Below are 14,221 nucleotides of genomic sequence, written 5' to 3'. Positions count from 1 at the left end.
ACCTCAACCACCGGCGGGCTCGCTTCGCTCGCACCTCAACCACCGGCGGGCTCGCTTCGCTCGCACCTCAACCACCGGCGGGCTCGCTTCGCTCGCACCTCAACCACCGGCGGGCTCGCTTCGCTCGCACCTCAACCACCGGCAGCCCCCGCTGGTTGAGGTGTGAGGCCGCCCGCGGCCGAGCCTCGAAACCAAGGGGCCCGGCGACGCTCACGCGCCGGTGACCCCTCTGCCGAGCAGCGCCCGCGACTCCTCGCGCCCGTCCAGCGCCCGGGTGGTCCGGTGCTCGATCCGCCAGCCCTCCGGCGTACGGACGAGGTGGAAGTGGTTGACCCCGGCGCGGGCCACCACGTACCGCTCCCGGTGGTGGACCACCAGGAGCGAGTGGCAGACGGCGCGGGCGGTGTCGCCCTCGACGGTGACGTGGGCGGGGCCGAGGAAGTGGGCGGCGCCGCGGCCGATCAGGCCCTGGTGCGCCTCGCCGGCGACCATCGCCCGCACCTCGTCGGCGGACCCCATGTAGAGCTCGTCGACGTCGTACACGCCGTCGGCGGTCCACAGGTCGGCCACCTCGTCGGGCAGGCCCGCGTCGACCAGGGGCCCGTAGGAGGCGACGAGCCGGCCGATCGCCTGCTCGTCCTCGAGTCGCGCGAGCCGTGCCTCGAGCCGTTCCAGTCGTTCCAGGGCAGTCGCGTCCGTGCTCATGGCGTCGATTGAACCGGCCGGTCGGGCGCCTCGCGGCGGCCCTCCCGGTGAGCGGTTCTGTGGGGATCTCCATCCGGGCGCTGGAACGCCGCTTTTGTGGCCCGGGTCACCGTGCCTATAGTGGCCGCGCACTTAGTTGGACTTCCAACTAGTTATTCGGGCGTCAAACGAAGGGTTCCCTCATGGTCAACCGGATCGGTCACTTCATCGGCGGCGAGCGGGTCGCCGGCACCTCGGGTCGGACGGCCGACGTCTTCGACCCGAACACCGGCACCGTCCAGGCGCAGGTCGACCTGGCCAGCACCGACGAGGTCGCGCACGCGATCGAGGTCGCGGCCGCCGCGCAGGTCGAGTGGGCCGCCACGAACCCGCAGCGCCGCGCGCGGGTGCTGGCGAAGTTCATCGCCCTCGTCAACGACGAGATGGAGGACCTCGCCCGCCTGCTGAGCGCGGAGCACGGCAAGACCGTCCCGGACGCCAAGGGCGACATCCAGCGCGGCCTCGAGGTGATCGAGTTCGCCACCGGCGCCCCGCACCTGCTCAAGGGCGAGTACAGCACCGCCGCCGGCACGGGCATCGACGTCTACTCGATGCGCCAGCCGCTCGGCGTCGTCGCCGGCATCACCCCGTTCAACTTCCCCGCGATGATCCCGCTCTGGAAGGCCGGCCCGGCGCTGGCCGCGGGCAACGCGATGATCCTCAAGCCCTCCGAGCGCGACCCCTCGGTCCCGATGCGCCTGGCCGAGCTCTTCGTCGAGGCGGGCCTGCCGGCCGGCGTGCTCAACGTCGTCAACGGCGACAAGGAGGCCGTCGACGCGCTGCTGCACCACGAGGAGATCAAGGCCGTCGGCTTCGTCGGCTCCACCCCGATCGCGGAGTACATCTACTCCACCGCGACCGCGAACGGGAAGCGCGCCCAGTGCTTCGGCGGCGCCAAGAACCACATGATCGTGATGCCCGACGCCGACCTCGACAAGGCCGCCGACGACCTGGTCGGCGCCGGGTTCGGCTCCGCCGGCGAGCGCTGCATGGCCATCTCCGTCGCCGTACCGGTCGGCGAGGAGACCGCCAACGCGCTGGTCGAGAAGCTCCGCACCCGGATCGACAAGCTTCGCGTCGGCCACTGCCACGACGCCGACTCCGACTACGGCCCGCTGGTCGCCGCGTCCGCCAAGGAGCGGGTGCTCGACTACATCGAGGTGGGCGAGAAGGAGGGCGCCGACCTGGTCGTCGACGGCCGCGACCTCGTCGTCGAGGGGTACGAGGACGGCTGGTTCGTCGGCCCGACCCTCTTCGACCGGGTCACCACGGACATGCGGATCTACCAGGAGGAGATCTTCGGCCCGGTGCTCTCCATCGCCCGGGTCGACGAGTACGAGGAGGCGCTGCGGCTCGCGAACGAGCACGAGTACGGCAACGGCGTCGCCATCTTCACCCGCAGCGGCGCCACCGCCCGCGACTTCGCCGCCCGGGTCAACACCGGCATGGTCGGCGTCAACGTGCCGATCCCGGTGCCGATCGCCTACCACACCTTCGGCGGCTGGAAGCGCTCCGGCTTCGGCGACCTCAACCAGCACGGCCCGGACTCGTTCCGCTTCTACACCAAGACCAAGACGGTCACCCAGACCTGGCCGGCCGGCGAGGCGGGCGAGTCCGCGGGCTCGAGCTTCGTCATCCCGACGATGGACTGAGCACGCCGGTGACGCTGATGCAGGAGAGCGAGGAGACCCGGGCGGTCGTGCTCGCGGTGCGCAAGTTCGCCGAGAGCGAGCTCGCCCCGAACGCGATCGCCTGGGACCGGGAGAAGCACTTCCCGGTGGACGTGCTGCGCCGGGCCGGCGAGCTCGGCCTGGGCGGCATCTGGGTCGCCGAGGACGTCGGCGGCTCGGGGCTGACCCGGCTGGACGGCGTACGGATCTTCGAGGAGCTGGCCAAGGGCGACCCGTCGATCGCGGCCTACATCTCGATCCACAACATGGTCACGTCGATGATCGACCGCTACGGCAGCCCGGAGCAGCGGGAGCGGTGGGTGCCGGCGCTGGCGTCGATGGAGGCGCTGGCCAGCTACTGCCTGACCGAGCCCGACGCCGGCTCCGACGCGGCCGCGCTGCGGACCAGCGCCCGCAAGGTCGAGGGCGGCTACGTGCTCGACGGCGTCAAGCAGTTCATCTCCGGCGCCGGCAGCACCGACGTCTACCTGGTGATGGCCCGTACGTCGGACGACGGTGCCCGCGGCGTCAGCTCGTTCATCGTCCCCCGCGACTCCGAGGGGCTCTCCTTCGGCGCCAACGAGGACAAGATGGGCTGGAACGCCCAGCCGACCCGGCAGGTGATCCTCGAGGGCGTCTTCGTTCCCGACGACCAGCGGCTCGGGGAGGAGGGCCGCGGCTTCTCCATCGCGATGGGCGGCCTGGACGGCGGCCGGATCAACATCGCCGCCTGCTCGCTGGGCGGCGCCCAGTTCGCGCTCGCCACGGTGCTCTCCCACCTGCGCACCCGCACCGCGTTCGGCTCGCCGCTGATCGAGCAGCCGACGCTGCAGTTCCGGCTGGCCGACATGGACACCAACCTGCACGCCGCCCGCTACCTGCTGCACAACGCGGCCGCGGCGCTGGACGCCGGCGCCCCGGAGGCGACCAAGCTCTGCGCGATGGCCAAGCGGTTCGTCACCGACTCCTGCTTCGACGTCGCCAACGACGCGCTGCAGCTGCACGGCGGCTACGGCTACCTTCGCGAGTACGGCATGGAGAAGGTGGTCCGCGACCTGCGCGTCCACCAGATCCTCGAGGGCACGAACGAGATCATGCGGCTCGTGGTGGGTCGCGCACTGGTCAAGGAGGTGGCATGACCGAGGCTGCTGCGGAGGGCGCCGACGCGCCCGACGCCCCGGTTCTCGTACGACGGGCCGGCCACGCCGGCTACCTGGAGCTCAACCGGCCGCGGGCGATCAACGCCCTCACGCTGGAGATGGTCGACCTCATCTCCGCGGCGCTGGAGGAGTGGGCGAGCGACGACGAGGTGCGCGTCGTGGTGCTCACCGGCGCTGGCGAGCGCGGCCTCTGCGCCGGCGGCGACATCGTCGCGCTGTGGCGCGACGCCAAGGCCGGGGGGAGCGAGGCCGCCGAGTTCTGGGCCGCCGAGTACCGGCTCAACAACGCCATCAAGCACTATCCGAAGCCCTTCGTCGCCGTGATGGACGGCATCGTCCTCGGCGGCGGGATCGGGCTCTCGGCGCACGGGAGCTTCCGGATCGTCACCGAGCGCTCCTCGATCGGCATGCCCGAGACCGGCATCGGCTTCGTGCCCGACGTCGGCGGCACCTGGCTGCTCTCCCGGGCGCCCGGCGAGACCGGCACCCACCTGGCGCTCACCGCCGGCTCGGTCCGGGCCGGCGACGCCATCGCGATCGGGATGGCCGACTACTACATGGAGAGCGCGCAGATCCCCGCGCTGGTCGAGCTGCTGGCCACCAAGGACGCCGAGCACGCGATCGGCGAACTCGCCGAGGGGGAGCCGCCCTCCTCCGACCTGCTCGCGGCGCGGACCTGGATCGACGACGCGTACGCCGGCGACGACGTCGCCGCGATCCTCGACCGCCTGCGCGCCTCCGCCGACCCGGCGGCGCGGAAGGCGGGAGAGAAGGTCGCCGGGAAGTCGCCGACCTCGCTGGCGGTCACCCTCCGCGCGCTGCGCGAGGCGGCGTCGTACGGCGACCTGGCGGACGCCCTCGAGGTCGAGTACCGCCTCGCGCTGCGCTGCCACGGCCACCACGACTTCGTCGAGGGCATCCGCGCCCAGGTGGTCGACAAGGACCGCGACCCCCAGTGGCGCCCCGCCTCGACCGGTGACGTCACCGCCGCCGAGGTCGACGCGTTCTTCGCGCCGCTCGGCCCCGGTGAGCCGGAGCCGCTCGGCCTCTCCCGCACGTCAACGACGACCAGCAAGGAGCAGCACTGATGAAGATCGGATTCCTCGGCCTCGGCCACATGGGCGGCCCGATGGCGGCCAACCTCGTGAAGGCCGGCCACACCGTCCTCGGCTACGACCCGGTGCCGGAGTCCCAGGAGGCCGCCCGCGCGAACGGCGTGGAGGTCGTCGACTCCGCTGCCGCCGCGGCCACCGGCGTCGACGCCGTGGTCTCCTCGCTGCCCAACGGCACCATCGTGCTGGCGGCGTACGACGACGCGCTGGCGGCGGCGACGCCGGGCACCCTCTTCATCGACTCCTCGACCATCGCCGTCGACGACGCGCAGGAGGCCGCGGCCCGCGCGACCGCGGCGGGCCACCGGTTCGTCGACGCACCGGTCTCCGGCGGCGTCGTCGGCGCCGAGGCGGGGACGCTGACGTTCATGGTCGGCGCCTCCGAGGCCGACCTGGAGGCGGCGCGCCCGGTGCTGGACCCGATGGCCGGCCGCGTCGTGCACTGCGGCGCGGTGACCGCCGGCCAGGTCGCCAAGCTCTGCAACAACCTGATCCTCGCCGTCTCGATGGCGGGCGTCAGCGAGGCGCTGGTCGTCGGCGAGCGGCTCGGCCTGAGCCACCAGGCGTTCTTCGACGTCGTCTCCACCTCCTCGGGCAGCTGCTGGGCGCTCAACACCAACTGCCCGGTCCCCGGGCCGGTGCCGACGAGCCCCGCGAACCGCGACTACCAGCCGGGCTTCGCGACCGCGCTGATGAACAAGGACCTCGGGCTGGCGATGGCCGCCGTCGAGAAGACCGCCACGGACGCCCCGGTCGGCACGCTGGTCGCCGATCTGTACCGTGCCTTCGGCGAGGCCGGCGGCTCCGGTCTCGACTTCTCGGCCATCATCCAGCAGATCCGTGGGGAGAACGCGTGAGCGACTACGAGAACATCATCGTCACCCGGGAGGGCAGGGTCGGCCTGATCACCCTCAACCGCCCGAAGGCGCTCAACGCGCTCAACGCGGCGCTGATGCGCGAGGTGGTCGCGGCCGCCGAGGAGTTCGACGCCGACCGGGGGATCGGGGCGATCCTGCTGACCGGCTCCGAGCGGGCCTTCGCCGCCGGCGCGGACATCAAGGAGATGGCCGAGCAGGACTACCAGGACATGTACCTGGCCGACTGGTTCGGGCTCTGGGACCGCTTCGCGGCTGTGCGGACGCCCGTCGTCGCCGCCGTCTCCGGCTACGCCCTCGGCGGCGGCTGCGAGCTGGCGATGATGTGCGACATCCTGCTCGCCGCCGACACCGCCAAGTTCGGCCAGCCCGAGATCACCCTCGGCACCATCCCCGGCATCGGCGGCTCCCAGCGCCTCACCCGCGCCGTGGGCAAGGCCAAGGCGATGGACCTGCTCCTCACCGGCCGCCAGATGGGCGCCGAGGAGGCCGAGCGTGCCGGCCTGGTCGCCCGGATCGTGCCTTCGGGTGAGTTGATGACGGTGGCCAAGGAGGTGGCCGAGAAGGTCGCCGGCCTCTCCCTCCCCGCGGTCTACGCCGCCAAGGAGGCCGTCACCGTCGCCATGGAGTCGACGCTGGCCGAGGGCGTCCGCTTCGAGCGCCGCACGTTCTACGCGACCTTCGCGTTCGACGACCGGAGCGAGGGGATGAGCGCGTTCTCGGAGAAGCGGAAGCCGGACTGGTCGCACCGCTGAGTCGGCGGGTGCAGGGATCACCGGTCGACCGGTGATTCCTGCGCTTGTCACCCGTTGCAACGGGTGACAAGCGCACGAACTCCCTGTCCGGTGTGACCACAGCGAAGCCTGAGGCACACGACCCGGCCCGCCCGGCCGAGGCCGGCGACCTCAGAGCGGCTCGGGCGGCGCCTGCGGCTCGCGGAAGTCGCCGTGCCGCTGCCGGAACCCGGCGAGCAGGCGCGACACCGCCTGCATCCCCTCGGCGTCGAAGTCCAGCGGCGCGAAGACCTGCTCGTTGAGCGCGTCGGTCGCGGTCGCGACCAGCTCGCGTCCGGAGGGCGTGATCTCCACCAGGAACGACCGGCCGTCGCGGGGGTTCGGCGTCCGGCGTACCAGGCCGTCGGCCTCGAGTCGGTCCACCGTGTTGGTGACGCTCGTCGGGTGCACCTGGAGCAGGTCCCGCGCGCGGCTCATCGGCATCCGTCCGCTGTGGGTGAAGCCGAGTAGCCGGAGCATCTCGAACCGGGCGAACGAGAGCCCGAACGGCTTGAGCGCGGCGTCGATCCGCGCCAGCAGGATCTGGTTGACGCGGAAGACCGAGGTCACCACCGCCATCCCGTCGGCGGCCTCGGCCCAGCCGTGGTCGCGCCAGTTCTGCCGCGCCTGGGCGATCGGATCGGCGGGGAGTTGGTGCGACACCTCAGCGATCGTAGTGAACGAGCACGCCGGAATCCTTCTTCCCACCAGCAACATCCGTTGTTTCGGGTCACGTGACTTTCTGAAATAAACGGATAGTGTCCCGGCTATGACCTGGGTCACACGCCGGGGTCAATCTCGGTTCGCAGGGTCGCGACGCGCGGCCCTGCTGACGCTCGCGCTCGTGCTGACCGTGCTGGGTCTGCCCTGGGTGGCCGTCCCGCAGGCCCAGGCACTGCCGGACTCCCTGGAGATCGAGAAGACCGTCGACAACGCGACCCCGGTGCCGGGCGGCAACTTCACCTACACGATCCAGGTCAACTGCTTCGAGGAGGACTGCCTCGACACCCAGATCACCGACACCCTGCCGCCCGACCTCGTCGGGTTCCCGATCGTCAACGTCTCCTTCACCCCCGGCAGCATCCCCAACACCGTCACCTGGGACCCCGGGGGTACGGCGGACCCGCCGGCCACCGTCGGCCCGGACACCTCGCTCACCGTCGACCTCGAGCAGGTCACCGACGCGCCGGAGGGGATCGGCCTCAGCGCCGGCAGCACCTTCACCGTGCAGATCACCCTGCGGGTCCCCGACACCTACCCGCCGGGGCTGAGCCCCGACATCGTCAACGAGGCGACCGTCGACGCCTCCAACGCCGACGAGAAGAGCGACGACGCGACCATCAACATCGACTCCGAGGTCACCATCGGCGTGACCACGGACAAGACCTGGGGTCCTACGCCGCAGGACTACAACCCGGGGTCGCCCTCCACCATCGGCCAGTTCGTCCGCAACGCCTCGAACGTCCCGGTCGACGAGATCCAGCTCCAGGAGCCGGCGACCGCGCTCGACGGCGCCACCTCGCTCGACCCGAGCAACCCGTTCACGATCACCGACTTCACCGGCTTCGGCGATGTCGGGCTTCCGGTGGGCTGCGAAAGCGTGCAGGTCGACGCCTACGTCCAGTCGCCCGACGGCACCTGGAACTGGGCCAACGGGCCGCCCACGCCGACGCCCACCGACCTCGCGCTGCCGCCCGGTGTCACCAACGCCGACGTCGGCGGCATCCGCGTCACCTGCACCGGCGACCTCCAGCCCGGTGAGGGGATGGTTGTCGACCTCGACCTGGAGCAGCGCGAGACCGACCGGAACGACGGCAGCACCCTGTCCACCGAGTCCCACACCGTCGACAACACCGTCACCGGCTCGGTCACCGACGGCAACGTGGTCGAGACCGACGAGGGCGACGCCACCTACACCGTCAACCCGGTGATCCCCACGGTGGACGTCAGCAAGGACATCACCCCGGAGCGGATCACCGCCGGGCAGTCCAGCGACGCCACCATCTCCGGCACCAACGGCAGCACCTCGGTCACCGAGCTGACCCTCTCCGACCTCGACTTCTTCACCCCGCCCGACCTCGCCTTCGGCGGCTTCACGGGCCCGCTGACCTGGCCGGCCGACGCCGACCAGGCGGTCATCACCTACCAGCCCAGCGGGGACCAGGTCACGGTCGTCGAGGGCGAGACCCCGCCGGCGCCGCCCGACGGTGTCACCGGCTTCGAGATCACCTGGACCGGGGACATCCAGCCGAACGAGACCGGCGGCGCGGCGTTCACGATCGACACCACGGACACCGTCACCGGCGACGCCCCCGAGATCGAGGTGAACAACCACGTCGACGGCACGGTGGAGGCGGAGAACGGGCTGACCGACACCGACGGCGACGACGCCACGCTGCAGATCGTCAACCCCGACATCGACGTCACGCTCGACAAGACGATCCGGCCGGCCAACCCGGTCTTCCCGGGCGACAGCGTCATCTCCTCGCTGGAGTCCAACGCGACCGCGACCGGTGACGGCGCCATCGTCGACACGATCGTCATCACCGACGCCTGGGACGAGTCGTGCGACGGCTTCTGGGCGGCCTTCGACGTCAACTCGATCTCGCCCACCCAGGTGCCTGCCGACACCGTGCTCACCGTCGAGGTGCAGGACGCCGGCGGCAACTGGGTGACCATCGAGACCTACGGCCCGAACGCCGCCGCGACGATCTTCCAGATGACGCCGGCCCAGTTCGCCGCCGCGCTCTCCGCCCAGGGGCTGACCGCCGACGACGTGCGGGGCATCCGGTTCACCTTCACCGACGCCGACGGGTTCCCCGCCAACATCACCGTCACGCCGAACATCGAGTTCGTCGCGCGCGACGACCTGCGCGACCCCTGCGTCGACGACCGCACGCCGGGGGAGACCTACACCTACGACAACACCGCCACCACCGACGTCGAGGGCGAGACGGACGGCGGCCGGCCGCTGGTGGACACCGACACCGACGACGACAACGCCCAGATCACCGTCCCCGACCCCGACGGCGGTGGCGGCGGCGTCGGCCCGGGCCCGGGCGGCATCGACGTCGACAAGTCGTGGGACAACGACGTGGTCTCCCAGTCGTCGCAGACGGCCGGCTCGCGGCTCGACTGGAACGTCGGCCCGGGGCTCGACCCGGTGACGATCACCGACATGGCGGACGACCCCCCGGGCGACGTCGCCGGCAGCGTCTTCGACGCCTTCAACCTGACCTCGATCGACCCGATCGCCGGCAGCGACGACCCGTTCTCCAACGGGTGGTGGCTGCAGTACGACACCGTCACCACCGTCGAGCTCTACAACGCCGACACCGGCGCGTGGGAGGAGGTGCCGGCCCCCGGCGGCACCTGGATGACGGCCAGCGACCCCCGCGGGTTCAAGGGCTACACGCTCTCGGCGGCCGAGCAGGAGTCGACCACCGGTGTCCGGATCACCCTGGAGGAGACGCCCGCCGACACCGCCGCCCGCGAGGCCGCCCAGCAGGTCGGCGACGCCTTCGACCCGTTCGCCCCGGAGCCGGGCAGCGGCGTGGGGTCCGGCTCCAGCGACCGCTTCTTCCACCTGAACTGGGAGCTGCGCGACCAGCGCCGCTCCGACGGGTCGTTCGTGACCGGCGACCTGATCTACAACGTCGCGGGCTCGGAGGGGCTGGTCGACAACACGGTGCGGGTGACCGGCACCGACGGGGACGGCGACGAGTTCACCGACACCGCGCACGACGAGATCCTGATCACCGACACCCCGCCCGTGGTCGAGGTCGAGAAGAGCGTCACGCCCGACGACCCGGACGCCTTCCCGATGTACACACCGCCGGTGGGCACGAACCCCGCCGACTACCCGACGGCGACGTGGAGCATCGTCGCGCACAACGCGGCGGTGGCGCGGGCGTCGTACGTCCGGGTGACCGACCCGGCCACCTGCACCGACACCACGCTGGCCGACTGCCAGAGCGAGGGCACGCCGGAGGGGGCGCTCGCCGACCCGTTCGACACCTCCGGCGCCACGGACTACCTCGCCGACGACGCGAACCCGAACCCGTTCCAGCGGTTCAACGCCACCAGCATCACGATCGGCCCCAGCGGCTCCCCCGAGGTCGACCTCGACGCGACGACCGTCTGGCTCCTGCACTACGACGAGGCGACCGGCACCTACTCCACGACCGAGCACACCGCGACCGAGGTCAACGCGATGACCGCAGCGGAGCTCGAGGACGTGGTCGGGATCAGCGTCACCTACCAGGGCACCGACCCGGAGACGACCGGCGGCACGATCAGCCAGGACACCGACCTCACCATCGACATCGAGACCCAGCTGCGACCCACGCTGCGCAGCACGGGCGAGAACTTCGTGCTCGATGCCAACGAGACGTTCAACCAGGTCAACCGGGTCTTCGCCCAGTCCTACGACCCGGTCACCGCGCCCGGCCTGGTCAACGGCGACGTCGACGACGCGGTCGCACCGCTGACCGGCGGCGACGTCAACATCGAGGCGGTCAAGACGGTCGACCCGACCACGATCACCGAGCCGCAGCACGACGCCGGCAACGACACCGTGCGGGTGACGCTCGGCGCCAACCAGGGCAGTGACCCGCGCAGCACGCTCTCGCCCTCGCAGGTGGTGATCGAGGACCAGGCCGGCTCGGCGGAGTTCTGGAACGCATTCGACTTCGCCGACAACGTCACGGTGGTGCTGCCCGACGGTGCCGACCAGGTCCAGATCGACCTGTATGACGGCACGAACTGGGTCAACGGCACGCCCGGCCCGGCGCCCGGCACCCTGCCCGCCGTACCGGACGGCGAGGTCCAGGGGATCCGGGTCACCTTCTCCCGCGCCGACGGTCAGCCGTTCACGCCGACCGTCCCGGCGCCCAACTGGAACGGGTCGATCAGCTTCGACGTCGACCTCCGCGACGAGTACCGCGACGGCAGCGGCGAGGTCGAGTTCCCCTCGACGATCGACAACACCCAGACCTCGCAGTCCTTCCGGCCCGACGGGAAGGACTCCGACCCCGACGACGCCGACGCCACCGTCGAGCTGACGCCGGGCACGCACGAGCTCGCCGTCAACAAGCTCACCAACGAGGGCGACCGGCTGGCCTCGGCCGGCGACTCGGTGCCCTTCGACCTGACCATCGAGAACACCGGCACGGGCTACCTGACGATCACCGAGCTCGTCGACACCCTGCCGCCCGAGCTCGTCTACACGGGCGACCCGCCCCCGGAGTTCACCGCAGACCCGGACGGGCTGCTGTCGGAGGACGTCACCGTCACCGAGGGCGACGGCACGGTGATCTTCACCTGGCCCGAGGACGGGAACCAGATGGCGCCGGGGGAGACGTTCACGATCCGGATCTACCTGGAGCTGCAGCCCGGCCTCGCCGAGGGCGAGACGGCGACCAACACGATCGTCGCGGGGACCGAGGAGGAGCTCGACCGGTGCACCAACACCGAGGAGGGCGGCTCGACCACCGACGACTGGGCCAACGACAACACCACCTGCGGCACCACCGACTTCATCGGCACGGTGGTCGGCCCGAACCTGTTCACCGCGAAGGGCGTCATCGGCTCCCTGCCCGGCGCCATCCGGCCGAGCAACCTGGCCAACCCGTGCAACGCGAGCCTCGACGTCGGCGGCCAGTCCTACTACCGCTCCCCCTGCGCCGCCAACAGCCAGGTCGGCGGCACCGACGACTGGGTGCTGCGCAGCGTCAACTCGGGCACGGTGACCATCGACGAGATGACGGTCTTCGACCAGCTGCCGATCCCGGGTGACCTGACCCTGCTCGGGGCGGACCGCGAGTCGGTCTACCGTCCGCAGCTGGTCGCTGGTTCGCTCGCGGTCGACGCGCCGGCCGGCACCACCCAGACCATCGAGGTGACGACCAGCCCGAACGTCTGTGTCGGGACCTGGGCCGACCTGGTCAACCAGCCGGTCTGCGAGCAGTCGGGCGAGGTCTGGGCGGCCGCGGACGCCGGCACCGACTGGGCCCAGGTCACCGGCCTGCGGATCTACCTGGACTTCACCACGACGGCCGCCGGCTACCTGGCCTCCGGCGAGGGAGTCGACGTGACGTTCTCCACGCTCAACGTGCTGGAGAGCGCGACCGACCCCGACGGCTCCTCGCGGGTGGTCCCGGCGGCCGACGAGTTCGCCTGGAACCAGTTCGGCGTCAAGTACCTCGACACCGTCTCAGCCCGTGCGGCGGAGCCGTACCGCAAGACCACGCCCGGCAAGGTCGGCGTGCACCTGCGCACCGGCTCGGTCCAGGTGGACAAGCTGATCACCGGGCCCGCGTCGATGTACGCCCCCGACGAGTTCCTGGTCGACCTCACCTGCGTGGTCGCCGACCCCCTCGGCGGCGAGCTCGACCTCGGCGCCGACGCGGTGCTGGAGCTCACCTCCGGCAACGGCTTCTCCGCACGGGTCGACGGCATCCCGATCAGCGAGCAGGGCACCAGCTGCACCTTCGAGGAGCAGGGCGACGTCGGCACGTTCAGCGAGACCTCCCGGTCCGGTACGCCGGCCACGGTCGCCGTCACGGAGCCGACCGACGACACGGTGCCGGTGGAGGACCAGGAGGTCCCGGGCGCCCAGGTCGTGACGATCACCAACGACTACCAGTTCACCGGCCTGTCGGTGACCAAGCGCGTCGACACCGAGGCCACCGACGTCGACTTCGGGCCGTTCACGTTCACCCTCTCCTGCGTCACCGCCTCCGGGCAGGACGTCGTCTTCGACGACGAGGGCAGCACCGAGATCACGTTCGACATCGGCCCGGACGAGACGTTCACCGCCCCCGAGGACCGGATCCCGGTCGGCGCCGAGTGCACGCTCACCGAGACCGGCACCGACGCCGCCAACGACCTGATGTTCACCGGCGACAACGTCGTCGACAACGGCGACGGCACCGCCACCGTCACCCCCGGCGAGGACCCGGCCGAGATCGAGGTCACCAACGCCTACGACGCGGGCTCCTTCACGCTGCTGAAGGAGATCGACGGCGACGGCGCCCAGCTGTACGGCGACGGCACCTTCGTCTTCCACGTCGTCTGCACCTACCAGGACCAGACGCCGTTCGACGGCGACGTGGAGCTGCTGGCCGGTGAGAGCATCACGCTCGGCCCCTACCCGACCGGCACCGAGTGCACCGTCGAGGAGACCGGGACCGCGGGCGCGGACGCGGTCACGCTGGACCCGGAGGACGGCGTGGTCACCATCCCGGAGGCCGAGCCGAACAACCCCGACGCGCTCACCCAGGTCTCGATGACGGCGACCAACACCTTCGACGTCACGCAGCTGGAGGTCGAGAAGAAGGTGGTCGGGGACCTCGACGCCGAGGGCGCGAAGGGGCCGTTCACGGTGACGCTGGAGTGCACCCGCACGTCCGACGGCGAGCAGGTCTCCTACGACATCCCGGGCGGCGCCGACCGGATCCTGCGCCAGGGCAACGACTACCGGGCCAGCTACGACCTGCTGGCCGCGGTCTCGGAGTGCACCCTGACCGAGACCGACGCCAGCGGTGCGGCCGCCACCTCGATCGTGGCGACCGTCGACGGGGAGAAGGTCAGGATCGACGGCGACGAGGTGACGTTCGACCTGAGCGGCACCGAGGAGGACGCGATCGAGGCCAGCATCCTCGTCGTCAACCGCTTCGTGACACCCGACGTCGAGGGCACCTTCAAGCCCCGCCCGCCCCCGGGCGGGTCGCTCCCGGGCACCGGCGCCCAGTACGGGCCGGGGCTGATCGGGGTGGCCCTGCTGCTCCTGGTCGCCGGCGGCGCGGCGGTCTACGTCGGCCGGCGCCGCGCGCGAGTCGGCAGAAACTGACCGTCGAGTCGGCAGAAACTGACGAGCCGCGCCCG

Annotated in this window: 8 protein-coding genes; 6 read left to right on the top strand and 2 right to left on the bottom strand. The window is 71.2% G+C overall.

What is annotated here, in order from left to right; all coding sequences use genetic code 11:
* Window positions 1-210: 210 nt before the first annotated feature.
* Entirely contained in the window at window positions 211-705 is a 495-nt protein-coding gene (locus ABLM29_RS13405) for a nuclear transport factor 2 family protein (protein WP_349714623.1), read from the bottom strand.
* 182 nt (window positions 706-887) lie between these two features.
* Here ABLM29_RS13405 and ABLM29_RS13400 point away from each other — a divergent pair, with 182 nt between their 5' ends.
* From ABLM29_RS13400 to ABLM29_RS13380, 5 genes are read left to right on the top strand one after another with little or no spacing between them, the layout of a single operon-like run.
* Window positions 888-2,396 (top strand): CoA-acylating methylmalonate-semialdehyde dehydrogenase, encoded by a 1,509-nt coding sequence (locus tag ABLM29_RS13400; protein WP_349714622.1) that lies wholly within the window; start codon window positions 888-890, stop codon window positions 2,394-2,396.
* 17 nt (window positions 2,397-2,413) lie between these two features.
* The gene (locus ABLM29_RS13395) at window positions 2,414-3,553 is read left to right on the top strand and encodes an acyl-CoA dehydrogenase family protein (protein WP_349714624.1); all 1,140 of its coding nucleotides are present in this window, start codon (window positions 2,414-2,416) and stop codon (window positions 3,551-3,553) included.
* The gene (locus ABLM29_RS13390) at window positions 3,550-4,662 is read left to right on the top strand and encodes an enoyl-CoA hydratase/isomerase family protein (protein ID WP_349714621.1); all 1,113 of its coding nucleotides are present in this window, start codon (window positions 3,550-3,552) and stop codon (window positions 4,660-4,662) included. The genes ABLM29_RS13395 and ABLM29_RS13390 overlap by 4 nt, the downstream gene beginning before the upstream one ends.
* Window positions 4,662-5,543, top strand: coding sequence for a 3-hydroxyisobutyrate dehydrogenase (gene mmsB, locus ABLM29_RS13385; RefSeq protein WP_349714620.1), 882 nt, complete (start codon window positions 4,662-4,664; stop codon window positions 5,541-5,543). The genes ABLM29_RS13390 and mmsB overlap by 1 nt, the downstream gene beginning before the upstream one ends.
* Window positions 5,540-6,316, top strand: coding sequence for an enoyl-CoA hydratase (locus tag ABLM29_RS13380; RefSeq protein ID WP_349714619.1), 777 nt, complete (start codon window positions 5,540-5,542; stop codon window positions 6,314-6,316). The genes mmsB and ABLM29_RS13380 overlap by 4 nt, the downstream gene beginning before the upstream one ends.
* A 150-nt stretch (window positions 6,317-6,466) precedes the next feature.
* On the opposite strand, the gene ABLM29_RS13375 is transcribed toward ABLM29_RS13380, so the two are convergent.
* Window positions 6,467-6,997 carry a MarR family winged helix-turn-helix transcriptional regulator gene (locus tag ABLM29_RS13375; protein WP_349714618.1) on the bottom strand — a complete coding sequence of 177 codons (531 nt, stop codon included), beginning with the start codon at window positions 6,995-6,997 and terminating at the stop codon, window positions 6,467-6,469.
* Between the two features lie 106 nt (window positions 6,998-7,103).
* Here ABLM29_RS13375 and ABLM29_RS13370 point away from each other — a divergent pair, with 106 nt between their 5' ends.
* Window positions 7,104-14,186, top strand: a complete 7,083-nt coding sequence (locus tag ABLM29_RS13370; RefSeq protein ID WP_349714617.1) for a DUF5979 domain-containing protein — start codon at window positions 7,104-7,106, stop codon at window positions 14,184-14,186.
* The last annotated feature ends 35 nt before the right edge of the window (window positions 14,187-14,221 follow it).

The sequence above is a fragment of the Nocardioides sp. YIM 152588 genome (genome assembly GCF_040191335.1).
Classification (GTDB): domain Bacteria; phylum Actinomycetota; class Actinomycetes; order Propionibacteriales; family Nocardioidaceae; genus Nocardioides.
The sequence above is the reverse complement of the archived record's forward strand: the minus strand, read 5'-3'. Positions and strand labels throughout refer to the sequence as shown.